We start from the raw sequence: 24,828 nt of genomic DNA, 5'->3' as shown, positions 1-24,828 counted from the left end.
CCGCGGCAAGCCTTCCTGCACGCCGGCGTTCCCCGCGGCGTCCCATCCGGCGGATTCGCGCATGTGAACCTGGGCGGATGCGCCGTTCAGCCAAGGCGCAAACCGTGAACATGGCGCCACAGTCCCGCTTCGGGCAATTCAGTGTATTGCCCATTTTTCCCTTCAATAATCCGGGTTTACTCTAATACTGACATTATTGTCATTATGCTTAGAATATCAAAATGACATTCTCGTCAAAATAAATACCGGCAGCACGGAAGCAAGGCAAGCCCGCCGCAACGGCAAAGCATGCAGCAGCAGACATAGCCCAGCTAAACCGCAGGATTTCAGGAGTACACAATGAGCAACGCGAACAGCGGCGTCATCTACGACGTCATTCAAGTGGGCTACGGGCCCGTCAGCCAGGTCCTGGCCATGACACTGGCCCGGCAAGGGCATACCGTCTCGGTGTTCGAGCTGTGGCCCGAACGCTTCCCGCTGCCTCGGGCGGTATGCATCGACCACGAAATGTACCGCATGCTTTCGGCCATCGGCCTGCGCGACCAGCTGCCCACCATCAGCCATCCCGCGCCCGCCTACCGCTGGTTCAACGCCGACTGGAAGGAACTGCTGCACATCGACTGGTCGGCCGAATCGATTTCCGGCGGCTCGGAAGTCAACTTCATCCACCAGCCCACGCTGGAGGAAATGTTCGATGCCACCGTCAACAGCTACCGGGAAGTCGAGCTGAATCTGGGCTGGGAAGTCACCGAGATCCGCCAAACCGCCGGCTACGCCGAAGTCGTGGCGCGCGAAACGGCAACCGGCAAAACCCGCACGGCCCGCGCCAAATACCTGATCGGCGTCGATGGCGCCAACAGCCCAGTGCGCCGTTCCCTGGGCATCGAACGCGAAGACCTGGGCTTCGAGGCCGACTGGCTGGTCATCGACATCCTTCCCAACGAAGGCGTGGAACTGGACATCCCCCCCGCCGCGCAATACTGCAATCCGGCGCGTCCGACCACCATCGTTCCCGCCGGCATCCGCGACGGCCGCTACTACCGCCGCTGGGAGTTCATGCGCCTGCCCAACGAGTCGCGCGAAGAACTCGAACTCGAGGAAACCGCCTGGAAGCTGCTGGAACCCTGGGTCAAGCCCGGCCAGGCGGTCATACAGCGCGCCAAGGTGTATAACTTTCGCTCGCTGATCGCCCGGACCTGGCGCGACAAGCGCATCATGCTGGCGGGCGACGCCGCGCACGTCATGCCTCCTTTCATGGGGCAAGGCATGTGCGCCGGCCTGCGCGACGACTGGAACCTGGCCTGGAAGCTGAACCTGATCCTGCGCGGCAAGGCGGACGAAAGCCTGCTCGACACCTACCAGACGGAACGCCGGCCGCACGCCAGGGATGTCATCGAGCTTTCCATGTACCTGGGCAAGGTCATCTGCATCCCCGACCCGGCCGTGGCCGCCGAGCGCGATGCCGCCTTCCTGGGCGGCACGGCCACGCCGCCTCCGCCCTTCCCCTCGCTGGTCGACGGCATCCTGCACCGCGCCGCGGACGGCAGCGTCAAGGCGCCGGCCGGCCTGCTCAGCCCGCATGGAACCATTGCCTATGGCGGCAAAAAAGGCCGCTTCGACGACCTGGTCGGCCTGGGCTTCGTGCTGGTGCTGCGCGGCGCGCAGGATAGGGCCGCCTTGTCGGCCGAGAACCTGGTCTTCCTGGAAAAGCTGGACGCCAAGGTCGTGCACCTGGCGCCGGACGATACCGCTGCCGGCGGATTCGTCGGCCTCGACGGCAAATACGCCGCCTATATGGACGCCCACGAAATCCGCGCCATGCTGGTTCGCCCCGACTTCTATCTTTACGGCGGCGCCGCCGGCGCTGCGGAAATCCCGGATCTCGTCGACAGCCTGGCTGCCGACCTGAAGCGGTACGGCATCCTGGCAACCGCGGAGGCGGCCTGAGCACGGCCTTCGCACGGGCAATGGAACAGGCATTGCCCGACACCCCCAACCAACACAAGAACCATCAGCGGCACCACATCAGGAGACAAGCATGACACAACAGGACACCAAGCATCTGAACCAGAAACGGCGCTCGTTCATCAAGGCCTCCGCCTTCGGCGGAGCCCTGGGCCTGGCGGGCATCAGCCCGCTGGCGCTCGCCAAGACGGGCCGCGTCATCAAGCTCGGCTACGTCACGCCGCAAACCGGCGCGCTGGCGGGATTCGGCGAAGTCGACCGGTTCATCCTCGCCGGCATCCAGGACCTGCTCAAGGCCGGGGTGACCGTCAACGGCACGGCCCACCCCATCGAGGTCATCGTCAAGGACAGCCAGTCCAGCCCCAATCGCGCCTCCGAGGTCGCCGCCGAGCTCATCCTGAAGGACAAGATCGACCTGATGATCGTAGGCTCCACGCCGGAAAACGCCAACCCCGTCTCCGACCAGTGCGAGCTGAACGAGATTCCCTGCATTTCCACGACCACGCCCTGGCAGCCCTGGTTCTTTACCCGTGGAGGCAAGCCGCAACAAGGCTTCGACTGGACCTACCACTATTTCTGGGGCCTGGAAGACATTATTGCGGTCTTCTCCAATATGTGGAAGAGCCTGGACACCAACAAGGTCGTAGGCCTGCTGTGCGCCAACGACGGCGACGGCAACGCCTGGGCCGACCCCAAGATGGGCATCGCGCCGCCCCTGACGAAAATGGGCTACACCGTTCTGGACGCGGGCCGCTTCCAGAACGGCCAGACCGACTTCACCGCCCTGCTGTCCGAATACAAGAAGGCCAACGTCGAGATCATCGCCGGGGTGCAGACCCCGCCCGACTTCAAGAACTTCTGGACGCAGGCCAAGCAGCAAGGCTTCAATCCCAAGGCCGTGACCATCGGCAAGGCGCTGGCCTTCCCCTCGGCAGTCGAGGCCCTGGGCGCCGAAGGCGAAGGTCTGACGCAGGAGTGCTGGTGGAGCCCCAACCGTCCGTACAAGTCCTCGCTGAACGGCCAAAGCGCCCAGCAACTGGCCGACGCCTACGAGGCCGCCACCAAGCGCCAATGGAGCCAGCCCCTGGGCTACGCGCACTCGCTGTTCGAAGTCGCCATCGACGTGCTGAAGCGCGCCAAGGACATCGATTCGCCCGAAGCCATACGCGACGCCATTCCCCAGACCAAGCTCGACACCATCATCGGCCATGTGCAATGGGGCAACGGACCTGTCAAGAACGTCGCCAAGACGCCGCTGGTGGGCGGCCAATGGGTCAAGGGCAAGAACCACCCCTATGACCTGCTCGTCGTCAACAACGAGACCGCGCCGGAGATTCCCGTGCAGGCCAAGATCAAGCCGCTGGCCTAAGGCCTGGCCGAAGACAGCACGGACGAACCCGCCAAACCGCACGGCAAAAGCATCCGCCCCGCATAGTGTGCAAAGAACCGGACAGCACACTATGCGGGGCGGATGCAAGGACACAACCATGACCACTCTTCTTTGCGTCGAGAACGTATCGAAATCGTTCGGCTCGTTCAAGGTTACGGACGACCTGAGCTTCCAGCTCGAACAGGGCGAAGCGCTGGGCGTCCTGGGGCCCAACGGCGCCGGCAAGACCACCATGTTCAACCTCGTCAGCGGCGATCTCAGGGCCGACACCGGCCGCATCACCCTGGAAGGCAGCGACATCACCCGGCTGCCGGCCCACCGCAGGTGCCGGCTGGGAATCGGGCGCTCGTACCAGATCGCCCAGCCCTTCGGCGGCATGACGGTGTTCGAGAACCTGCTCGTGGCCGCCACCTTCGGCGCGGGCGGCGCGGGGCATAAGGCCAACGACCTGTGCATGGACATCCTGGCCAGCACGGGCCTGCTCGATAAAGTGAACCGCCTTGCCGGCGCCTTGACGCTGCTCGACCGCAAAAGGCTGGAGCTGGCGCGCGCCCTGGCCACGCAGCCGAAAATCCTGCTGCTGGACGAGATCGCCGGCGGCCTGACCGAGCAGGAGGCCCTGCAACTGATCGACATGGTCAACGACATCCGCAAGCAAGGGGTTTCCATCATCTGGATCGAACACGTCGTGCATGCGCTCATGGCCGTCGCCACGCGCCTGCTGGTCATCAATTTCGGGCAAAAACTGGCCGAAGGCGATCCGCAAACCGTCATGAACAGTCCCGAGGTCAAGCGCGTCTACATGGGCATGGAGGTGCAGGCATGATCACCGTCCAGAATCTCGAAGCCTTCTACGGCGACTTCCAGGCCCTGTTCGGCATCGACTTTTCCATGCGCGAGGGCGAATCGGTCGCCATCATCGGCGCCAACGGCGCGGGCAAGTCCACATTCCTGAAATCGATCTGCGGCCAGATCAAGGTGGGACCCCAGGCCATTTCGTTCGCCGGCCGGCCCATCGGCGGCGTCCACCCCAGCGACATCGTCGCCATGGGCATCGCCATGGTTCCCGAAGGCCGCCGCCTGTTCCCCAGCCTGTCCGTCGAGGAAAACCTGCTGGTGGGCAGGATGTCGAAGCGCTCGGGGGCATGGAATCTGCAGCGTGTGTACGAGCTCTTTCCCGCCCTTGTGGAAAAGCGCAAGAACCCGGCGCTGACGCTTTCAGGCGGCCAGCAGCAGATGGTGGCCATCGGCCGCGCCCTCATGTCCAATCCCAAGCTGTTGATCTGCGACGAAATATCGCTGGGCCTGGCGCCGGTGGTCGTCAAGGACATCTACGCAGCCCTGCCCAAGATCACCGGCGACGGCACGGCGGCGTTGATCGTCGAGCAGGATATCGACATGGCCAAGCGCATGACCGACCGCCTGTATTGCTTCATGCACGGCAAGGTGGCCCTTGCCGGCAAGTCGGCCGAGCTCAGCAAGAAACAAATTTCGGATGCCTATTTCGGCATCTAGCCAGCGCAGCGAAACGAGGAGACACATATGTTCGAATGGGTAAACGCCATAGTGCAGGGCGCCCTGACCGGAGGCGTCTACGCGCTGTTCGCCATCGGCCTGTCCCTGGCCTACGGCGTCATGAAACTGGTCAACATCGCGCACGGCGACTTCATCGCCCTGGCCGCCTACATCGCCCTGGTCGTCATGTCGGCCAGCGGCCTGAACCCGTTCGCGGCGCTGCCCATCGTCGTCGTGATCATGTTCGGGCTGGGCTACGTGCTGCAGCGCGCGGTCCTGAACAAGGTGCTCGGCCAGGACATCCTGCCGCCCCTGCTCATCACCTTCGGCATGTCCATCATCATCCAGAACGGCCTGCTGGAAATCTTCTCGGCCGATGCGAAAGTACTGCCGATAGGCAGCCTGTCGACCGCCAGCTTCACGGTGTTCGGCCCGATAAGCCTCGGCGTGTTCCCCGTCATCACGCTGGCGGCCGCCCTGATCATCACCGCCGGCCTGTCGCGGCTGTTCAAGGGCACGTCCCTGGGCGTCACCCTGCGCGCCACCTCGGACGACCGGGACACCGCCCAGCTCATGGGCATCAAGGACCTGCACGTCTACGGCCTGGCCATGGGCATCGCCTTCGCCGTCATGGCCGTGGGCGGGGTGTTCATGGGCATGAAAAATTCCGTCACCCCCGGCGCCGGCCCCACCTTCCTCATCTACGCCTTCGAGGCGGTCGTCATCGGCGGCCTGGGATCGCTGTGGGGAACGTTCGCGGGCGCCCTGCTGCTTGGCGTGGCGCAAGGCCTGGGCTTCATGATAGGCCCGGCCTGGGGAATCATGACCGGCCACCTCGTCTTCCTGGCCGTCTTGCTGTTCAAGCCCAGCGGTTTGTTTTCAAGGACATAACACACTATGCACCCACCCATTCGCTATACGGTTCAGCGCAAGACCCGGGCCAGCCAGGCCGGTATAGCCGCCGCCGTGGTCTGCATCGCCTTGCTGGTGTCCCTGCCTTTCTGGGCCCAGCCCAGCCTCATGCGGCTGCTGGTCGAAGCCATGTGCTACCTGGTGCTGGCGCAAATGTGGAATCTGCTGGCCGGCTATGGCGGCCTGATCTCCATCGGCCAGCAGGCCTTCGTGGGCCTGGGCGCCTACGGACTGTTCCTTGCCGCCAACCACATGGGCATCAACCCCTTCGTGTCCATCCTGCTTGGCGGCGTCATCGCCGCCGTCATCGCCATTCCCACCGCCGCCGTCGTGTTTCGCCTGAAGGGCGGCTACTTCGCGGTGGGAACCTGGGTGGTCGCCGAGATCTACCGCCTGGCCATCTCGAACGCCCCGCTGCTAGGCGGCGGATCGGGACAAAGCCTGACCGCCATGCGCGGCATCCCCAAGGTATTCCGCGAATCCGCCACCTTCTGGATCGCGGTGGCCATCACCGTCGGCTTCATCGCCCTGATGTACTGGCTGCTGCGCTCGCGGTTCGGCATCGCGCTGACCGCCATCCGCGACAGCGAAGCGGCCTCCGAGAGCCAGGGCATCAACGTCAAGCGCGTCAAGTTCTGCGTATTCGTCCTGGCGGCATTCGGCACCGGCCTGGTCGGCGCCCTGTACTACCTGAACGCCCTGCGCATATCGCCCACCGCGGCGTTCGACCTGAACTGGGTGGTGTTTCCCATCTTCATCGTCGTAATCGGCGGCATCGGCACCATCGAGGGGCCCATCATCGGCACGCTGGTCTTCTTCGGCATGCGCAGCCTGCTGGCCGACTACGGCACCTGGTACTTGATGGTTCTGGGCCTGGTGGCCATTGTCGTCATGATGAAATGGCCCAAGGGAATCTGGGGCTCCATACAGCAGCGCTACGACCTGCGCTTCTTCCCGGTGCAGCGGCGTGTGCAGCTGCTGGGGAAAAGTCCAAAGTAGAGCCCCCGGCCGCCATTACATTACGGCTTGGCCTGGCCGCCGGATGCGGCCAGCACCCAATGCCCGTCGTGGATCCGCACGATGACGCGCGCGCGGTCGTCCAGGCCGACATGGTCGGTGGGCGTCATGTTGTAGACCCCTTGCGTGCCGCTGAAATCGCGGGTCGCCTCGAGGCTGTCCCGCAACGCCGCGCGAAACTCGGCCGTGCCCGGCTTGGCTTTCTTCAAGGCCGCGGGAAAGGCGTTCTTCAACAGCAGGAAGCTGTCGTAGGCATTCGAAATGAAGGTGGAGCGCGACCCGACCCCATATGCTTTTTCGTAGCGCGAGACCACATCCAGGGAGACCGGCTTGGAAGTCATGCTGTCGGGCAACTGTTCGGCAACCAGCAAGGGGCCTATGGGAAGGTAGGTGCCTTCGCAGTCCTTGCCGCACACGCGCAGGAAGTCGTTATTGGCCACGCCGTGCGTCTGGTAGATCCTGCCCGGGTAGCCGCGCTCTTTCAGCGCCTTTTGGGGCAGCGCGGCGGGCGTGCCCGAAGCGGCGATCAGGATGGCGTCCGGCTTGGCCGCGATGAGCTTCAACGCCTGCCCCGTGACGCTGGTGTCGGTGCGCTGGTAGCGCTCGTTCGCGACGATCTGCAGGCCGGCCTTGGCAGCCAGGGGAACCAGCGCATTCCAGTAGCCCTCGCCCGTGGCGTCCGAAAAGCCGATGTAGCCGATCTTCTTGGCGCCCGAGGCGGCCATGTGCTGGACGATGGCGGCCACCATCATGGCGTCGTTCTGCACGGCCTTGAACACCCATTTCTTCTTGTTGTCCATAGGCGCGATAATGGCGGCGCCCCCGCCCATGGCCAGCAGCGGCGTGCCGCTTTCGGCGGCCACCTCCGTCATGGCAAGGCAGTTCGGGGTGGTGGTGGAGCCGATGATCGCGTCCACATGGTCTTCGCTGACCAGCTTCCTGGCATTCCTGACGGCGGCCGTCGTGTCCGAAGCGTCGTCCAGAATGATGTATTTCACATCGACGCCATCCACCTTGGCCGGCAGCATCTGCAGGACGTTCTTCTCGACCTTGCCCAGCGAGGCGGCAGGCCCAGTTTCGGACACGCTGATCCCTATCTTTATCTGCGCACCGGCGCTTTGACTGATTGCCATGACGCCGAACGCCAGGGCCGTCGCTACGAGTCGTTTCATGTTTTGTCTCCGTTGTCGTTGTATTGCCAGTGTTGCGGCTTTTTCACCCGATTCCATGCTTCGGGGGCAAGGCTTGCGCCTTCGTCCCCGCTCAAGAAAGGGCTTCCTGCTGAATCAATCTTTCGAGAATCCGCTTGTAGCGCACCGGCCCCACGTCGATGGGCAGAAGAACCGGCTCCAGGGGCTCGGCGGCGCCATCGATCACGGCTTGCTGGGCCCGGATCATGGGCTCGTCCTGCTCGGCGAAGGCATAGCGGCGCAACTCGGTCAGGCGCCGGGCAATGCCCTGGGCCTCGTCGGGAGGGAAGGCGATGGGGTTCTGCCTGACCGCCGCAAAGTGATACAGGGTGGAACGCTCGGTTTGCGGCGTCAGAATATGAACGCCGAAAATGCCCGTGCCATTGCGCCGTTCGTCGCCCACCGCCTTGACGCCCGCATCGTTGAGCAGGCAGGCCGGAGCATTCCAGCGCATCGACGCCCACAAATCGACGCGCCGGCCGTCGCGGCGAAACAGCATGTCGAACAGCTCGGGAGGCGGCACGTCGGGCATGTAGCGGCTGACCGTTAACGTATCGCCGCGCTCGTCGGCCTGAATGTCGGCGCGTATGGTTTCCTTGTTGCCGAGAATGCCGTCGTGCAAGAAGGAAACATGGCTCAGGTCCAGGAGGTTATCGACGATGAGACGATAGTCGACGTCCATCTGCAGGCAATCGCGCGCGCTCGTGGTGCTTTGGTCCGCGGCATCCAGAAGCGAGTAATCGGGGATGGCGGCTTCGTCGGGCGCGCGATCGCCCATCCATACCCAGACCAGGCTGTGTTTTTCGACCGCCGCATAGCTTTTCACGGCCAGCGCCGGCGGGATGCGGCCTTCGCCGTGAGGATTCTCGACGCATTTGCCGTCGGGGCCGAACTCCAGGCCATGGTAGCCGCAACGCAAAGTACAGCCATCGGCGCCAAGCTTGCCCATGTGCAGCGGCGCGAATCGATGCGGACATCGGTTCTGCAGGGCGGCTATGGAACCATCCGCGCAGCGATACAGCACGATGTTCTCGCCAATGATCGTGCGCGGCTCCAGGGCCCCGGCCTTGAGATCCTGGGCCCACATGGCGACATACCAGCAATTGCGCAGCCAAGCCATCGTCGTTCTCCTTTGGCATTTTCTTTTTATCAATATAGTTAAGCTACTTCAATACTGTCAAGTAAAAATTTAGGTGATAATCATGGCTTCATCCAGGCAGACACCCATACCGCCATGACACCAGCCAAGCCCAAAACCACCGCGCCTCCCAAGCAAGCGGGCATCCAGTCCGTGGAGCTGGGGTTCAAGCTCATCTTCGCCCTGATGGACGCCGGCTCGGCGCTTTCGCTGACCGAGCTCTCGCGCCTGACCGGCATGTCGACCAGCAAGGCCCGCGGCTACCTGATCAGCTTCGTCCGGCTTGGGCTAATACAGCAAAAGGGGGACGGCGGCCACTACGATCTGGGGGCCACCTCGGTGCGCCTGGGGCTTTCTGCCATGAATCGCGTCTGCGCGCTCGAAATCGCCCGCGCCCACCTGGAATCGCTGCAGCTGGCTCTGCACGAAACGACCTGCCTGTGCGTCTGGGGAGACTTCGGCCCCGTGGTGGTGGACAAGCTGGACGGGGCCCGCAGCAGCCCCTTCGAATTGCGGCTGGGCATGACCGTGCCCTTGATCGGTACGGCCACGGGACGCACATTCATGGCGTACATGCCCCGCGAACGCTATGCGGAAATCCTGGCCCGCGAACTGGCCGAATACAAGCGCATGGGGGCCGCCAAGCCCGACGTGGAAAAAATATTGAAGGAAGTCCGCAGCAACGGCTGCGCATCGGTTCGCGAAAGCAAGCTGCCCGGATTCGGCTCGGTGGCCGTGCCGCTGCTCGACCATCGCGGGTCGCTGATCGCCTCGATCAACGTCATAGGCCCAAGCAACCAGCTCGACGTATCCGCCCAGGGCCAACCCGCCACCGAACTGCGCAAGTTTGCGCTACACGTCTCGCGGCAATGCGGGGCGGCCTGAACGGCAGCCATCACGGAGCAAATCAAGCAAGCGGCACACTTGCCGCCAGGGCCTTCAGCCTGGCCTCGCGCAGGGCTGCCTTGATTTGTTCGGGCCCGCCCTTGCAGGCCTTGGCAATCGCGCCGGCATCGATACCGCGCACAGCCTGCAAGCGCCGGCCCCAGGCTTGAACGTCCACGCCTTCCAGCACGCACAGCGCGGCATCGATCAGGCCAAGAAAGCGATCGGGCTTGCGCAAGCCATCGCAGCGCTCGATCAGATCCAGCCACCCCTGCGCCGGCGGCAAAGGCTTCGCGGCGTCCGCATCCGTCTCCGCCCGCAATGCCGCCACAACCTGCGGCAGCAGCCTTGCATAGTCGACGCAGCCGCTGGGCGCGCGCACATGCCGGCCTATCGGCTCCGGCTCGGCCGAAGCCATGCACAACAGCGCAAAGCGCGCCGCCAGGCTCAGGCCGCGCTGCACGGCGCATGCCAGGTATCGCGCGACCTCGTCGTTGAATACCAGGCCCGGCATGACGCGCGGCAAGGCGCCTGAATCCCGCAGCACCTCGAACATGCGGCCGGGCCGCGCAGCGTCCAGCCCCTTGGCCACTTCGCGCCAGACGCGCTCGGGCACCAGTGCGTCCACTTCCCCTTCTTCGACCAAACGGCGCGCCAGAGCCATGGTTTCGGGAGCGATGGAAAAGTCGTGAAAACGCGCCGCGAAACGGGCCAGGCGCAACAGGCGCACGGGATCTTCGACGAAGGCGTCGCCAACATGCCGCAATACCCTGGCGCGTACATCGGCCTGTCCGTCCAGAGGGTCGATCAGTCGTCCGTCGGGCGCGCGCGCAATGGCGTTGACGGTAAGGTCGCGCCGCGTCAGGTCTTGCTCCAGCGTGACGTCGGCGCCGGTGTAGAACGTGAACCCCTTGTAGCCGCGCCCGGACTTGCGTTCGGTACGGGCCAGGGCGTATTCCTCTTTGGTTTGCGGATGCAGGAAAACCGGGAAATCGCCGCCCACGGGAATGAAGCCGCGCGCGGCCATGGCCTCGGGCGTGGCGCCCACCACGACCCAATCGCGATCCCCCGCCGGCAGGCCCAGCAAGTCGTCGCGCACTGCCCCTCCTACCACATAGACGTCGAGACCAGCGGTGGCGGCGTCGGCAGCCGCTGCGGAGTTGTTCATGCAGCCTCCTTCGGCATGGGCGCCTTGCGTTCAGCCAGCTCCAGCGTCAACGCGATCTCCTTGACAGGTGCCGCAGGCCCTAAGGCAATGCAACGCGCGTCGCCGGCTCGGGAGAAATGGTGCCCAGCCGCGCCTTCAGCGACTGCGGCTTGCCGCTGAACAACATGGCGTAGTACACCGTGTTGGACAGCACGTGCTTGACGTAAAGCCGCGTTTCGGTAAACGGAATGGTCTCGGCGAAGATGGCGCCCTCGACGGGGCCGCCAAGCGTGGAGCGCCATTGAACGGGCCGCTTGGGTCCGGCGTTGTACCCCGCCGTGGCCAGCACCTGCGAGCCGTCCAGCTTGTTGAGCACCATGCTCAGGTAATTGGTGCCCAGTATGGTGTTGGTGTCGAAATCGTTGACCGACGAGGCGGAGAAATCTTTCATGCCTATTTTGCGCGCCACCCAGCGCGCGGTGGCGGGCATGAGCTGCATGAGGCCCGACGCGCCCACGTGGGACCGCGCATCGGTAATGAAACGCGACTCTTGCCGGATGAGGCCGTAGACCCAGGCGGGATCCAGGTCGATCTGGCGGGCCTTTGCGGCCACACGCCCCTCGAACGGCGCAATGAAGCGCTGGCTGAAATCGATTTCCGACGTGGTCTTCAGGGAAGTGTTGACGACCCGATCGTAGATTTGCTCTTGCCTGGCCATTTCGGCGGCCGCCAGCAGCTGGCGGTCGTTCATGCCACGCAGGCTGAAGTTCCATTCGGGCACGGCTTCGGGGCGCCATCCCAGGTCGAACAAGCGCACGGCGCGCTGCAAGCCCGGGTTGCTGCGGGCCTGGGCAAGCTCGGCCTTGGTGACCGGCTGTGGCGCGGGCGGAAGCGGAATATTGCGGCCCAGCTCTTCGTTGGCCAGTTGCCCGTAAAAACCGAATTCGCCGGCAATGGACTCGAAATGCTTTTTCGCGGCTTCGTGCAAGCCCCGGGCGGCCAGGGCCCGGCCGCGCCAATACACCCACACCGGCTCGGCCTGCTGCTCGACGGACATTTTTTCGATGGCCTTGGCAACCTGGCCCCAGTCTATCCTGGCCTGCCGCAACTCGGAGCGCACCTGCCAGGCGTGGTTATAGTCGGTCATGGGCACGGTGCCCGAGCGGCGATACCATTTGACGGCATCCGAATCGACATTCAAGGCAGCAACCAGCCCGAACTGCCCCCATACCCATTGCATATTGGACTTGGGCAAAACGCCCGCCCAGTTCTTTTCGATATAAGCGGCGGCCTCGTCGCGATCGTCGGAACGCGCCATCCGGGACAAGGCCAGCGTGACCAGCTCGGTCTGCGCGCGGGTTTTGGGTTCGCCCTGCCTGGCCAGCCACGACTTGGCGGACTTCATGAGCGACGCATAGGAAGTCATTTCGCCGGCGCTGAACATGAGCGCCGCAATGCGCTGGGCATTGCCCGTTTTGGAGGTTTCCAGCGTGGCCCGCAAAAGCGGTTCCAGGTTCTTCCAGCCCACCACGTTGCGATCGACCAGTTCGTTGAGCAGGCTCCAGCAGGCGCTGACCGGCTGGAAGGCCTCCATGGCCTGGTCGGCGCTGACCTTGCCGCCCGTCATGTGCCGGGCCATGAGGCGTGAACAGTCCACCTGGGCGTTGCTGTTGAGAACCGGGCCAAGCTGATTGACGGTGGCGTAGTCGCCCGCGCGCGCGGCGGCCACGATCCAGTCGGCCTTCATGCGGTCGGCCAGGTAGTCGTCGCGATTGTCCTGCATGAATTTCTGCAACTGGGCGGTAGGCACCGGCATGGTCGGGTCTTGAACCTGCTTGCGCAACAACCAGTATTCGGCATAAGAGCCCAGCAGAGGATCGGTCTTGGCCTGCGGCGCCAGGGCGGCCAGGCGATCCCATTGCTTTTTCTGCATGGCTTCGCGAGCGTCGGCCAGCGCTTGCAGCACTTGCGGCGAAGAGGGCGGATAAATGGCGGGAGGCAGCAGCGGAGCCGGCGCGACCACGGGGGCCGGCGCGGCAATGGGCACATTGGGCGCCGGGACTTTGGCCGGATCGGTGGCTACCAGCATGCTGGGCTCGGCGGCCTGGCTTGCATTGGCGCCAACCGGCGCTTCAGCGCCGGCGCAGCCAACCAGGCCCGCGGACAAGGTCAGCCACAGGCTGGCGTGGCGCACTACAGCCTTGCCAGAAAGATTCCGGGTTTTCTGATACCGTTGGCTCTGCTTTGATAACATCCCTGGATTCCGCAAAATATCGACCATGACCAACAGTATAGAGAATAACGCGGCGTCTTTACGCCTGCGTTTGAAAGAACTTCGTAACGCCCAGGCCCCTTCCGACACTCGCCGGGGCGCGCTGTTGATCCGGGGTCGCCTGTACACCTGGCTGGCCACGGCACGCTCCGAACTGCAAAATGCCGGCCGGCCGGCCCCGCGTCGTGTCGCCGCCTTTTGGTCTCTGCCTCGGGAACCCGAGCTGCAGCCTTTGCTGGCCCAGTGGGTGGAGGATGGCATCGAGGTCTCGCTGCCGGTTACAAGCGGCGACGACGCCCCCTTGCTGTTTCGCGCCTGGACTCCGGAAACGCCCATGCAGACAGGGGCCTACGGCATTGCCGAGCCCCAGGGGCCCGAGGCTCCCTTGCCCGACATCGTGCTGGTGCCCACGCTGGGCTACACCCGCCAGGGCGACCGCATCGGCTACGGGAAAGGCCACTACGACCGCACGCTGGCCGCGTTCAAAGAACGCGGGCATGCCTTTACCAGCATAGGCATCGCCTGGGCCTGCGGCGACCTGTCGGGGCAAGACTACACCCCGGCCCCGCACGATGAGCGACTGGACTCGATACTGACCGACAAGGGGTGGGCGGTAAAGGCCCCCACGCTGCACCGCTGACGCGGCTTGCTGCCCCCCGAGGGGGCGTCTTTCGCCTTGGGGCGGCCCGACGGCGAAAGGGCCCCCACACTGCGCCGCTGACGCGGCTTGCTCAATGAATCAGCGTGTCAGGGCGTTGACGATGGCGGTGGTGGTGTCGGCGTTGTTCAGGGTGTAGAAATGCAGGCCGGGGGCGCCCTGGTCCAGGAGGTTCTGGCACAGGCGCGTTACGACGTCGAGACCGAAGGCCTTGATGGAGGCCTTGTCGTCGCCGAATTCGGCCAGGCGCTGGCGGATCCAGCGCGGGATCTCCGCCCCGCACATGTCCGAAAAGCGCACCAGCTGCGAATGATTGGTAATGGGCATGATGCCTGGCACAATGGGCACCGTCACGCCCTTGGCGCGCGCCCGGCTCACGAAGTCGAAATAAGCATCCGCATTGAAGAAATACTGCGTGATCGCGCTATTGGCCCCCGCATTGACCTTACCCACGAAGTGCGTCAGGTCGGCGCGCGAACTTTGCGCCTGCGGATGCATCTCGGGGTAGGCCGCCACTTCTATGTGGAACCAGTCGCCGCTGTGCTCGCGGATGAAGCGCACCAGATCGCCGGCGTAATGCAGATCGCCGCGGTCGCCGCCCATGCCCGAGGGAATATCGCCGCGCAGCGCCACGATGCGGCGTATCTCCTGCTGGCGGTAGGTGTCCAGGATTTCGGACAGGTCGGCGCGCGAAGCCCCGATGCAGGACAGATGCGGCGCGGCATCGAAGCCCAGGTTCTGCATCATGCGCACGGTATCGACCGTGCCCGAACGCGTCGAGCCGCCCGCGCCGAACGTGACGCTGACATACTCGGGCCGCAGGGCCAGCAACTGCTTGGCCGTGCGAACCAGCTTCTCCTGCGCGGCAATGTCGCGCGGGGGAAAGAACTCGAGGCTGATGGGCTTTTTTGTAGTTATGGATGTCGAAGTCATTTAACGCTTGTTAACACATGCCAGGAAGCTGGCGTTGCAAACGGAACAGGCTGAACGCAAGCCGCCTACGCTATCAACCGGGACAGCAGGCCCGAAACAATACTGTAGATGATGGCGCCCAGCACCGCCCACCAAAAGCCGTTTACGTGGAAGCCCTTGAGGATGGAGCCAGCGAACCAGAACACCAGCGCATTGAGCACCAGCAGGAACAGGCCCAGGGTGACAATGGTGATGGGCAGCGTAAGCAGCACCAGAAGAGGCTTGACCAGCGTATTGAGCAGGCCCAGAACCAGGGCGGCGATAAGCGCCGACCAGAACGAGGCCACCGAAATTCCCGGCAGAATATACGCCACGATCAACAGGGCAACGGCGTTCAGAATCCAGATCAACAATAATTCCATGGTCTTGCTCTCCTTGTGGTTGCACAATCGCAAGGGCCGGTGGAAATGCCCGCCGGCCCTTGCCTTGCCCGGCTATCCGCGAACGGATGGATTAATCAATAACGGTAGTGGTCGGGCTTGTAGGGGCCAGCCACCGGCACATTGATGTACTCGGCTTGATCGGGGCGCAGCTCGCTGAGGCTGACGCCCAGTTTCTTCAGGTGCAGGCGGGCCACTTTTTCGTCCAGGTGCTTGGGCAGCACGTAGACCTTGCCCTTTTCGTAGGCTTCGCCGCGCGTGAACAGCTCGATCTGTGCAATGGTCTGGTTGGTGAACGACGCCGACATCACGAAAGAAGGATGGCCGGTGGCGCAGCCCAGGTTGACCAGGCGGCCCTTGGCCAGCAGGATGATGCGCTTGCCGTCGGGGAAGATGATGTGATCGACTTGCGGCTTGATCTCTTCCCATTGCAGGTCTTCGACCGAGGCGACGTCGATCTCGTTGTCGAAGTGGCCGATGTTGCAGACAATGGCCTGGTCCTTCATGGCGTACAGATGGTCGCGGGTGATCACATGGTAGTTGCCGGTGGCCGTCACGAAAATATCGGCCTTGTCGGCGGCTTCTTCCATGGTGACGACGCGGTAGCCTTCCATGGAGGCCTGCAGCGCGCAGATGGGGTCGACTTCGGTCACCCATACCTGGGCGCGCAATGCAACCAGCGCCTGGGCGCAGCCCTTGCCCACGTCGCCGAAGCCGCACACCACGGCGATCTTGCCGGCGACCATGACGTCGGTGGCGCGCTTGATGCCGTCGACCAGCGACTCGCGGCAGCCGTAAAGATTGTCGAACTTGGACTTGGTGACCGAGTCATTCACATTGATGCCGGGGAAGGCCAGCTCGCCCTTCTTGGACATTTGATACAGGCGGTGCACGCCCGTGGTGGTTTCTTCGGTAACGCCCTTGACCTGCGCCAGACGCACGGAATACCAGTTGGGATCACGCGCCAGCGTGGCCTTGATGGAAGCGAACAGCACGCGCTCTTCTTCGCTGCCGGGCTTGGCCAGCACCGAGATGTCTTTCTCGGCCTTGGCGCCCAGGTGCAGCAGCGTCGTGGCGTCGCCGCCATCGTCGAGAATCATGTTGGCATGGCGGTTGTCGGGCCATTCGAAGATTTTATGGGTGTAGTTCCAGTAGTCTTCCAGCGTTTCGCCCTTGATGGCGAACACCGGAGTGCCCGAAGCAGCGATCGCGGCGGCGGCGTGATCCTGGGTAGAGAAGATATTGCACGAAGCCCAGCGCACTTCGGCGCCCAGCGCAACCAGGGTTTCGATGAGCACCGCGGTCTGGATGGTCATGTGCAGGCTGCCAGCAATGCGGGCGCCCTTCAGGGGCTGGGTGGCGGCGTACTCTTCGCGCGTGGCCATGAGGCCCGGCATTTCGGTTTCGGCAATGGCGATTTCGCGGCGGCCCCAGCCAGCCAGGGCGATATCGGCGATTTTGTAGTCGGAGAAATTCGTGTCGGCAACAGTGTTCATGGTGATATCCCAATAAACCTGCGCGAGCGGAAGCGGCAACGATCTTGCCCACCCTCGCCTGCACGCAGGAGAATGATGAGCGCCGTTCAAACAAGTAACCGTCCTGAGCCTGGCGGGCGGCGGCGCCGGGAAACCTGCGGCAAGGTCGAGTACGACTTTGCCCGAAAGCTTCCCCAAGCCAGCCTGCATCCCGGTGCAGCGCTCCTCAGGAAGGGTAAATTGTAGCGTAGTTTGGTGGCGGGAGAGGGCTAGCGCCGCGGGTACCCCTGCGCCTTGATGCGGGCCCAGACGGCCAGCCTTTCTTCTTCGGAAAGAAACACCCAGTTGGCCACTTCCATGGCCGTGCGGCCGCAGCCCCGGCAGATTTCGTCGTACAGCGTCGAGCAAATGGCCACGCACGGCGAGTCGCTGGGCGCAAGGCTGCGGCTTTGATCGGCGGAAGACGAGTTCGAAGAAGATTCGGGCGTGTCGCTCATGGCTTTGAAAAATTTCTCGACAACAGACTTTAACACCCCCGCCACGGCATGGCGGGCATAACCATGCCGGCTTCATTCATTGCACGAACAAGAAAGAAGGGGCTGCCCGAACGGGCAGCCCCTTCTGAACCGTTGCAGAACAGGATCCGAACCGAAAAAACCGGTGTCCCGTCTTGCCTATGCCGGCTTACGCCGCTTTTTTCAGCACGGCGGCCTTGTCGGTGGCCTCCCAGCTGAATTCGGGCTCTGGACGCCCGAAGTGCCCGTAGGCCGCCGTCTTCGAGTAGATGGGGCGCAGCAGGTTCAGCATATTGATGATGCCTTTGGGACGCAGGTCGAAATGCTCGCGCACCAGCATGGCGATCTTGTCGTCGCCGATGACGCCCGTGCCGTCGGTGTTGACGGTGATGTTGATGGGCTCGGCCACGCCGATGGCATAGCTGATCTGCACCTGGCACTTGCTGGCCAGGCCCGCCGCAACGATGTTCTTGGCCACGTAGCGGGCGGCATAGGCCGCCGAGCGGTCGACCTTGGAGGGATCCTTGCCCGAGAATGCGCCGCCGCCGTGGGGGCATGCACCGCCGTACGTATCGACGATGATCTTGCGGCCGGTCAGACCGCAATCACCCTGCGGGCCGCCGATGACGAAGATGCCCGTGGGGTTGACCAGGAACTTGGTCTTGGGCGTGATCAGGCCGTCGGCGAAGCTGGGCTTGATGATGTGTTCGATGACGGCTTCGCGGATGTCGGCCTGGGAGATGTCGGGCGAATGCTGGGTGGACAGCACCACGGTGTCGACCTCGACCGGCTTGCCGTCGACATAGCGGAACGTGACCTGCGATTTGGCGTCGGGACGCAGCCAGGGCAGGCGGCCGTCTTTGCGCAGCTCGCTTTGGCGCTGCACCAGGCGGTGCGAATACCAGATGGGCGCGGGCATGAGGTCGGGGGTTTCGTCGCAGGCATAGCCGAACATCAGGCCCTGGTCGCCGGCGCCCTGGTCCATGTTCTGCTCGGGGTTGCGATCGACGCCCTGGGCGATGTCGGGCGACTGCTTGTCGTAGGCGACCAGCACCGCGCAGCCCTTGTAGTCGATACCGTAGTCGGTGTTGTCGTAGCCGATGCGCTTGATGGTGTCGCGCGCCACCTGGATGTAGTCCACGTTGGCCGTCGTGGTGATTTCGCCGGCCAGCACGACCAGGCCGGTGTTGCACAGGGTTTCGGCCGCGACGCGGGCATGCGGATCTTGCGTGAAGATGGCGTCGAGGATGGAATCGGAGATCTGGTCGGCGACCTTGTCGGGATGGCCTTCGGAGACAGATTCGGAAGTGAAGAGAAAATCGTTATTTACCACAGCGATACGTCCTTACAGCTGGATTTCCAGCTAACGAGGTTGAACGGAACGCGTTGCACCTCGGGACAGCAAATGGCATGAATGCGGGGCGCGACGCTTTAGCAGTTTTAGGCAACGCCGCGCGTTCGCGCAGGCATTGTCATCGCTCCGCAAGTTGTCGGTTAACTCAGCGATACTTTTCATTTTAAGCGAAAATGACCCTCATTGCTTTTCATTGCATAGACAGATAGATAATTAACAGATAATGCACCACTCATGCTATTGACTTTGTTTCGCCTGCTTGCCTGGCTGCCGCTGCCCATACTGCATTGGCTGGGGCGAATCGGCGGGCGCATCGCCTACGCCTGGCCGGGCCGGTACCGCCGGCGCTTGCGCGCCAATGCGGCCCAGGCCGGCTACCCCGACGCCGCCTTTGCCCGCCAAGCCGCCGCGCAGGCCGGCGCCATGATCCTGGAGTTGCCCAAGGTCTGGCTGCGCAACGAACAAAGCCTGGGCAAAACCGTCAGCGACGACAATGCCGTGGTCGAAGCGGCTTTGGCCGAAGGGCGCGGCATTCTGTATCTTACCCCCCACCTGGGCTGCTTCGAAATCACGGCGCGCTATGTAAGCCTGCGCAGCCCCATCACCGTCATGTTCCGCCCTCCGCGCAAAGCCATCCTGGCGCCCGTCATGGAAAGCGCGCGCAACACGTCGGCCCTGCGCGCCGTACCAGCCACCATGCAGGGCGTGCGCGAATTCGTGCGGGCGCTCAAGCGCGGCGAGTCCGTGGGCATGCTGCCCGACCAGGCCCCCGGCAAGGGCGATGGCGTCTGGGCGCCTTTTTTCGGACGCTCCGCCTACACCATGACCCTGCCGGGCAAGCTGGCCGCACAAACGGGGGTTGCCGTCATCCTGACCGCCGGCGAGCGCCTGCCCGCGGGCCGCGGCTGGCGCATCCATTACGTGCGCCTGCCCGAACCTCTGCCTACCGACCCGGTCGAACAGGCCACGCTCATCAACCAGACCATGGAAACCCTGATACGCCGCTTTCCCACGCAGTATCTATGGAGCTACAACCGCTACAAAACCCCGGCCGGGGCTCCGCCCCCGCCCTCCGCGGAACAACCGCATGGCAAGCGCAACTAAGGCCCGCGAAAACCCCGCCTCCCCAAATGCGGGCGGGGGCGGAGCCGCGAGACGTTTCTTCCTGTACCCGCATTCCAGCCCATGAGACTCGACAAACAGAAGCTTCTGACCTCGATCTTTTCGTATTTCGGCCGCTGTTCCGACGCCACCCGCCTGCGCTGGGGCCGCGCACTGGGCTGGCTGTCGTCCAGACTGCTGCGCTCGCGCGCCCATATCGTGCGCACCAACCTGGCGCTGTGCTTTCCCGGCCTTTCCGAACCGCAGCGCCAGGCCATGCTGGATCGCCACTTCCGCCTACTGGCCCAATCCATGATCGACCGCGGCCTCATCTGGTTCGGCTCGCCCGAACGCATCCAGGAAACCGTGCAGATCACCGGGCTTGAGCACCTCGACGCCCTGCTAAAGGCCAAGCGCCGCATCATTCTCCTGGCCCCGCACTTCATCGGCCTGGACGCCGCCGCCACCCGCCTTACCCTGTTCCTGAAGGAATCCGCCACCCTGTACACACCGCAAAGCAATGCCGACGTCGACACCATCGTGCGCGAAGGACGCGGCCGCTTCAACACGGTCCACCTCATCAGCCGCCGCGACGGCGTACGCGGCCTCATCCGTCAACTGCGGGCCGGCATACCCGTGTACTACCTGCCCGACATGGACTTCGGCCTCGACGGCGCCGCCTTCGTGCCCTTCTTCGGCATCCAGGCCGCCACCCTGCTCACCACCGCGCAGATCGCCAGAAACTGGGACGCCGCCGTCGTCCCCATCGTCAGCCGCCTGAACGCCGAAACCGGCCAATACCAGGTCGACGTCCTGCCGCCGCTGACAGACTTCCCCGGCGACCAGACCCTGGAGCAAGCCACCACCCGCCTCAACCAGCTCATCGAGTCCTGGGTGCGCCCCGATCCCGCCCAATACTACTGGGTGCACCGCCGCTTCAAGACCCGCCCCGAAGGCGAGCCAAGGCCTTATTGAGCCCCATAATGCGCTCACCCCTGTTAAGCTAACGAAGTTTCCTATATACATATTCAAGCCCAGCGGCAAGCCATGATCTGGAACTTCACCAAAATGCACGGCGCCGGCAACGACTTCGTCGTTCTCGACGGCGTGCGCCAAGCTATTGAAATCACGCCCGAACGCGCGCGCGCCCTGGCCGACCGCCATTTCGGCGTCGGCGCCGATCAAATCCTCCTGGTCGAAAATCCACTGCATCCGGAAGCCGACTTCCGCTACCGCGTCTTCAACGCCGATGGCGGCGAAGTCGAGCACTGCGGCAACGGCGCACGCTGCTTCGTACGTTTCGTGCACGAACAAGGCCTGTCCAAACGCAACCCCCTGCGGGCCGAAATCTGCACCGGCCTCATCGTACTCAGCGAATCCGAGTCCGGCGAAGTCGCCGTCGACATGGGGCAAACCCGTTTCGAGCCCGCCGACGTGCATTTCGATACGCAAGGCCTGCAATCGCGCGCCATGGCCAACGATACGCTCTGGACGCTGCCTCTTGCCGACGGCAGCGCGCCCGAGCTTTCGCTGGTGGCCATCTCCAACCCCCACGCCGTCCAGGTCGTGGGCGACGTCGACACCGCCCCCGTCGCCCAGACCGGGCCGCTCATCGAATCCAACCCGCGTTTCGCCCAGCGCGTCAACGCCGGCTTCATGCAGGTCGTCGACCGGCACACCATCAAGCTGCGCGTCTACGAACGCGGCGCGGGCGAAACCCTGGCCTGCGGCACAGGCGCGTGCGCCGCCGTCGTCGCGGGCATACGCCGCGGCCTGCTCGACAGCCCGGTTCTGGTTCACACGCGCGGCGGCCCACTCACCATCGAATGGAACGGCTCCAGCCTGCGCATGAGCGGCCCCGCGGCCACCGTCTTCTCGGGCCAGATCGATATCGACGCCCTTACCCAGTCACTCAAACTCAAGGATGCAAGCAAGCCATGAGCGCTGCCAACCTCACCGCCGACGACGTCGCCGTATTTCTTGCCGAAAACCCCGACTTCTTCCAGCAGCACGCCGACCTGTTCTCTTCGCTGCGCGTTCCGCACCCCAACGAAACCCGCGCCATATCGCTGGGCGAAAGGCAAATCCTCACGCTCAGAACCAAGGCCAAGGAACTGGAATGGAAGCTCTCGGGCCTTATCCATAACGCTTCGGGCAATGAAAAGATCAGCAAGACGCTGACCGCGTGGTGCAGCCGCATGCTGGCCGAGCCTGACCCGCAAAACCTGCCCGGCCATATCGTGCGCAGCCTCAGCGACCTCTTCGACCTGCCCGCCATCGCCCTGCGGCTGTGGGATCTTCCCGCCTTGGGCGACGACAACGAGTTCACCCAGGACGTCACCCCCGGCATCCTCCAGTACGCGCAAGAACTCCAGCAGCCGTACTGCGGGCCATTCAAGGAACAAGAAGCCGCATCGTGGCTGGGCACGCCGCCCGCCTCGCTGGCCATCGTGGCGCTCAAGCCCCGCAACCGGGCCCAGCCCTTCGGCCTGCTGGTCCTGGGCTCCAACGAAGCCGAACGCTTCACCCCCGACATGGGCACGGCCTTCCTGGACACCATCAACGAACTGGCCAGCGCCAGCCTGACCCGCCTCGAAAGCCCCGACCAGCCGTCCGGGGAAGCCTGACACGGGAATCGGCCATGCATGCGCTGCCTGCCCCGATGGAGCAATGGCTCGTCCATCTGCAAGCCGAACGGCGCTATTCCGGCCATACCCTGCAAGGCTATCGGCAGGATCTGCACCACTTGATGCAGATCCTGCCCGACACACCCCTGCCGGATTTCACCGAAAACCATATCCGCCAGGCGCTGGCCAGGCTGCATGCGCAAGGCCTGAAGCCGCGCAGCCTGGCGCGCGCCCTGGCCGCCTGGCGCGGCTTCTTCCAATGGTGGGCGCCCTCGGCCGGCCTGAGCCACAACCCCGCGGCGGGCGTGCGCGCCCCCAAGGTACCGCGCAGCCTGCCCAAGGCGCTGTCGGTCGAACAGGCTCAGTCCCTGCTCGACCGGCCTGGGCTGCCTTCCCCCAAAACTCCTGTGGAATGCCGCGACCAGGCCATGTTCGAAGTGCTTTACTCCAGCGGCCTGCGCCTGGCCGAACTGGTCAGCCTGGACTGGCGCTACACCCGTCAGGGCGGGTACGAATCGCAAAGCTGGATACAACTGGATGAAGCCGAAGCCACAGTTCGCGGCAAAGGCAATAAAACCCGCAGCGTGCCGTTGGGGGCCAAGGCCGTCCAGGCCGTCCGCCAGTGGCTGGACGAGCGCGCCAAGCTGGCCGAGTACGCCGGCCCGCCATCGCCCCCCGGCCTGGACTCGGAATCAGGCTCAACGGCCGGCGCCACGCCCGTCCCAAGCGCCGAGTCCAGCCTCGAGGCCATCGATGCCTCGGCCGCTCTGTTCCTCGGCGTGCGCGGCAAGCGCATTTCGCCGCGCGTCGTACAGGTGCAATTGAATAAACTGGCCACGCTTGCCGGCCTGCCCGTGCATGTGCATCCGCACAGCCTGCGCCACAGTTTTGCCAGCCATGTCCTGCAGTCGGCCCAGGATTTGCGCGCCGTCCAGGAAATGCTGGGCCACGCCAATATTTCCACCACGCAAATCTACACACGCCTGGACTTCCAGCACCTGGCCAAGGCCTACGATCAGGCCCACCCCCGTGCCAACCGCAAAAGCAAGGAAGGCTGATCCGCCCGCGCGCCCGCCTCCCCTGCCTTGTTAGCCGCGGGCATGAGCCAAGGACGCAACCCGGCCCCGAACCCGATCCAGGAGCATAAGAGAATACGGCGGGCAGCGCCCCAGGCACGCAATCGCCAGGTTCCTTATTTTTTCTTGGCTTCGCCCGGCTTGAGCGCGTAGATCAACTGGCCGGCGTTCCAGGAAAACATGCCCAGGTAGGTGCCGGCGGGTTCGTCGGGCTTGGCCAGGGCATCCGAATACAAGGTGCCGCCCACCTTGGCTCCGGTTTCACGCGCGATCTGCCGCACTAGTTTCGGGTTGGTCACGTTTTCCAGGAACACCGCCGGGCTGCGGGTTTTCCTGACCTGGCGCACCAGCTTGGCCAGCTCGGCCGCCGACGGCTCGGCGTCGCTGGATATGCCCAAGGCCGAAATGAACTTCACCCCGTAATCGCGGCCAAAATAGCCGAACGCGTCGTGCGACGTCACCACGCTGCGGCGCTCCGGCGGAATGCCTGCCAGGGCCTGGCGGATTTGGGCATCCAGCTTTTTCATTTCGGAAATGTAGAGCTCGGCACGGCTGCGGTAGTCGCCCGCATTGGCCGGATCGGCCTTGATGAGCGCATCGGCAATGTTCTTGACGTAGATGATGCCGTTGGCAAGGCTTTGCCAGGCATGCGGGTCGACCGCTCCCGGATGGGCGGGATCGTGGCCTTTGCCATGATCATGCGCAGCATGATGATCGGCGTAATCGGCCATTTCCTCGGCGCTCAGCATGCGCGGCGTCACGCCCCCGGAAGCCACCACCTCGACGCCTTTGAAGTTCGAAGCCTTGAGCAGCCTGGGCAGCCACCCCTCGAAACTCAGGCCGTTGACGACCAGGACCTGCGCTTCGGCCAGCGCCTTGGCGTCGCTGGGCCGGGGCTCGAACGAATGCGCGTCGGCATTGGGCCCCACGATGGTCGTCAGGGCAATGTGATCGCCCCCCACCTGGTGCACCATATCGCCCAGGATGGAAAAACTGGCCACGACCTTGAGCGGCGGCGCAAGCACCGTCGCGGCCCCCGCCGCAGCCTGCGCCGAGACGGCGACCATGACCAGCAACGCCGCGGCCGCCAGCCGGCAAACGTTACAACCTCGCACCATCGCTTTAACCATGGCTATGTACACCACAAATTTATAAGAACCACACACAAGCGTTGCAAATTTACAGGACGAACGCCGTTCGCGCCATAAGCCTACTGAACTAGGGCCCGAACACTAAACA

General features: G+C 64.0%; 23 protein-coding genes and 1 riboswitch. Of the genes, 13 read left to right on the top strand and 10 right to left on the bottom strand.

Going from position 1 to position 24,828, the window contains the following annotated elements; all coding sequences use genetic code 11:
* The first annotated feature begins 339 nt into the window (after positions 1-339).
* The 6 genes from mhpA (at position 340) to VNT00_RS08885 (ending at position 6,781) form a co-directional block, all read left to right on the top strand.
* On the top strand, positions 340-1,947 hold the full coding sequence (gene mhpA, locus VNT00_RS08910) for a bifunctional 3-(3-hydroxy-phenyl)propionate/3-hydroxycinnamic acid hydroxylase MhpA (protein ID WP_325586580.1): 1,608 nt from the start codon (positions 340-342) through the stop codon (positions 1,945-1,947).
* Between the two features lie 91 nt (positions 1,948-2,038).
* Positions 2,039-3,334 (top strand): ABC transporter substrate-binding protein, encoded by a 1,296-nt coding sequence (locus VNT00_RS08905; protein ID WP_325586578.1) that lies wholly within the window; start codon positions 2,039-2,041, stop codon positions 3,332-3,334.
* 118 nt (positions 3,335-3,452) lie between these two features.
* On the top strand, positions 3,453-4,181 hold the full coding sequence (locus tag VNT00_RS08900; protein WP_325586576.1) for an ABC transporter ATP-binding protein: 729 nt from the start codon (positions 3,453-3,455) through the stop codon (positions 4,179-4,181).
* Positions 4,178-4,870 carry an ABC transporter ATP-binding protein gene (locus VNT00_RS08895; protein ID WP_325586574.1) on the top strand — a complete coding sequence of 231 codons (693 nt, stop codon included), beginning with the start codon at positions 4,178-4,180 and terminating at the stop codon, positions 4,868-4,870. Before VNT00_RS08900 ends, VNT00_RS08895 begins: the two co-directional genes overlap by 4 nt.
* A gap of 27 nt (positions 4,871-4,897) precedes the next feature.
* Entirely contained in the window at positions 4,898-5,761 is an 864-nt protein-coding gene (locus tag VNT00_RS08890) for a branched-chain amino acid ABC transporter permease (RefSeq protein ID WP_325586572.1), read from the top strand.
* 6 nt (positions 5,762-5,767) lie between these two features.
* Entirely contained in the window at positions 5,768-6,781 is a 1,014-nt protein-coding gene (locus VNT00_RS08885) for a branched-chain amino acid ABC transporter permease (RefSeq protein ID WP_325586570.1), read from the top strand.
* A gap of 20 nt (positions 6,782-6,801) precedes the next feature.
* Here the strand turns inward: VNT00_RS08885 and VNT00_RS08880 are convergent, their stop codons facing one another.
* Positions 6,802-7,971, bottom strand: coding sequence for an ABC transporter substrate-binding protein (locus VNT00_RS08880; RefSeq protein WP_325586568.1), 1,170 nt, complete (start codon positions 7,969-7,971; stop codon positions 6,802-6,804).
* Positions 7,972-8,062: 91 nt separating this feature from the next.
* Positions 8,063-9,109, bottom strand: a complete 1,047-nt coding sequence (locus VNT00_RS08875) for an aromatic ring-hydroxylating dioxygenase subunit alpha (protein ID WP_325586566.1) — start codon at positions 9,107-9,109, stop codon at positions 8,063-8,065.
* Between the two features lie 114 nt (positions 9,110-9,223).
* Between VNT00_RS08875 and VNT00_RS08870 the strand changes: the two genes are divergently transcribed.
* On the top strand, positions 9,224-10,012 hold the full coding sequence (locus VNT00_RS08870) for an IclR family transcriptional regulator (RefSeq protein ID WP_325586564.1): 789 nt from the start codon (positions 9,224-9,226) through the stop codon (positions 10,010-10,012).
* A gap of 22 nt (positions 10,013-10,034) precedes the next feature.
* Here the strand turns inward: VNT00_RS08870 and VNT00_RS08865 are convergent, their stop codons facing one another.
* Positions 10,035-11,180 (bottom strand): tRNA nucleotidyltransferase/poly(A) polymerase-related protein, encoded by a 1,146-nt coding sequence (locus tag VNT00_RS08865; protein ID WP_325586562.1) that lies wholly within the window; start codon positions 11,178-11,180, stop codon positions 10,035-10,037.
* A 79-nt stretch (positions 11,181-11,259) separates the two neighbouring features.
* Positions 11,260-13,413: a lytic transglycosylase domain-containing protein gene (locus VNT00_RS08860; protein WP_325586560.1), complete on the bottom strand. Its 2,154-nt coding sequence runs from the start codon at positions 13,411-13,413 to the stop codon at positions 11,260-11,262.
* Between the two features lie 25 nt (positions 13,414-13,438).
* Between VNT00_RS08860 and VNT00_RS08855 the strand changes: the two genes are divergently transcribed.
* Positions 13,439-14,071 carry a 5-formyltetrahydrofolate cyclo-ligase gene (locus tag VNT00_RS08855; protein ID WP_325586558.1) on the top strand — a complete coding sequence of 211 codons (633 nt, stop codon included), beginning with the start codon at positions 13,439-13,441 and terminating at the stop codon, positions 14,069-14,071.
* Between the two features lie 99 nt (positions 14,072-14,170).
* On the opposite strand, the gene metF is transcribed toward VNT00_RS08855, so the two are convergent.
* The 5 genes from metF to metK all read right to left on the bottom strand — a co-directional run bounded on the left by metF (position 14,171) and on the right by metK (position 18,764).
* Complete coding sequence (gene metF, locus VNT00_RS08850) at positions 14,171-15,022, bottom strand: methylenetetrahydrofolate reductase [NAD(P)H] (RefSeq protein ID WP_325586556.1); 852 nt, start codon at positions 15,020-15,022, stop codon at positions 14,171-14,173.
* Between the two features lie 65 nt (positions 15,023-15,087).
* Positions 15,088-15,423 (bottom strand): phage holin family protein, encoded by a 336-nt coding sequence (locus VNT00_RS08845; protein ID WP_325586554.1) that lies wholly within the window; start codon positions 15,421-15,423, stop codon positions 15,088-15,090.
* Positions 15,424-15,518: 95 nt separating this feature from the next.
* Entirely contained in the window at positions 15,519-16,937 is a 1,419-nt protein-coding gene (gene ahcY / locus VNT00_RS08840; RefSeq protein WP_325586552.1) for an adenosylhomocysteinase, read from the bottom strand.
* Between the two features lie 70 nt (positions 16,938-17,007).
* Positions 17,008-17,150: riboswitch (S-adenosyl-L-homocysteine riboswitch) on the bottom strand.
* A 35-nt stretch (positions 17,151-17,185) separates the two neighbouring features.
* On the bottom strand, positions 17,186-17,413 hold the full coding sequence (locus VNT00_RS08835) for a DUF1289 domain-containing protein (RefSeq protein ID WP_325586550.1): 228 nt from the start codon (positions 17,411-17,413) through the stop codon (positions 17,186-17,188).
* A gap of 187 nt (positions 17,414-17,600) precedes the next feature.
* Entirely contained in the window at positions 17,601-18,764 is a 1,164-nt protein-coding gene (gene metK / locus VNT00_RS08830) for a methionine adenosyltransferase (protein ID WP_325586548.1), read from the bottom strand.
* 255 nt (positions 18,765-19,019) lie between these two features.
* Between metK and VNT00_RS08825 the strand changes: the two genes are divergently transcribed.
* From VNT00_RS08825 to VNT00_RS08805, 5 genes are all read left to right on the top strand, one after another.
* Positions 19,020-19,889 (top strand): lysophospholipid acyltransferase family protein, encoded by an 870-nt coding sequence (locus tag VNT00_RS08825; RefSeq protein WP_325586546.1) that lies wholly within the window; start codon positions 19,020-19,022, stop codon positions 19,887-19,889.
* A gap of 81 nt (positions 19,890-19,970) precedes the next feature.
* On the top strand, positions 19,971-20,861 hold the full coding sequence (locus VNT00_RS08820; protein WP_325586544.1) for a lysophospholipid acyltransferase family protein: 891 nt from the start codon (positions 19,971-19,973) through the stop codon (positions 20,859-20,861).
* A 72-nt stretch (positions 20,862-20,933) separates the two neighbouring features.
* Entirely contained in the window at positions 20,934-21,827 is an 894-nt protein-coding gene (gene dapF, locus VNT00_RS08815) for a diaminopimelate epimerase (RefSeq protein ID WP_325586542.1), read from the top strand.
* Positions 21,824-22,513 (top strand): DUF484 family protein, encoded by a 690-nt coding sequence (locus tag VNT00_RS08810; RefSeq protein WP_325586540.1) that lies wholly within the window; start codon positions 21,824-21,826, stop codon positions 22,511-22,513. Before dapF ends, VNT00_RS08810 begins: the two co-directional genes overlap by 4 nt.
* Positions 22,510-23,571, top strand: coding sequence for a tyrosine recombinase XerC (locus tag VNT00_RS08805; protein ID WP_414650912.1), 1,062 nt, complete (start codon positions 22,510-22,512; stop codon positions 23,569-23,571). The genes VNT00_RS08810 and VNT00_RS08805 overlap by 4 nt, the downstream gene beginning before the upstream one ends.
* A 134-nt stretch (positions 23,572-23,705) precedes the next feature.
* Here VNT00_RS08805 and VNT00_RS08800 read toward each other — a convergent pair whose 3' ends face one another.
* On the bottom strand, positions 23,706-24,707 hold the full coding sequence (locus VNT00_RS08800; RefSeq protein WP_325586536.1) for a metal ABC transporter substrate-binding protein: 1,002 nt from the start codon (positions 24,705-24,707) through the stop codon (positions 23,706-23,708).
* Between the last annotated feature and the right edge of the window lie 121 nt (positions 24,708-24,828).

Origin of the sequence: Eoetvoesiella sp., assembly GCF_035555955.1 — a bacterium.
Lineage (GTDB): Bacteria > Pseudomonadota > Gammaproteobacteria > Burkholderiales > Burkholderiaceae_B > Eoetvoesia.
This window is presented reverse-complemented; position numbering and strand designations above follow the sequence as displayed.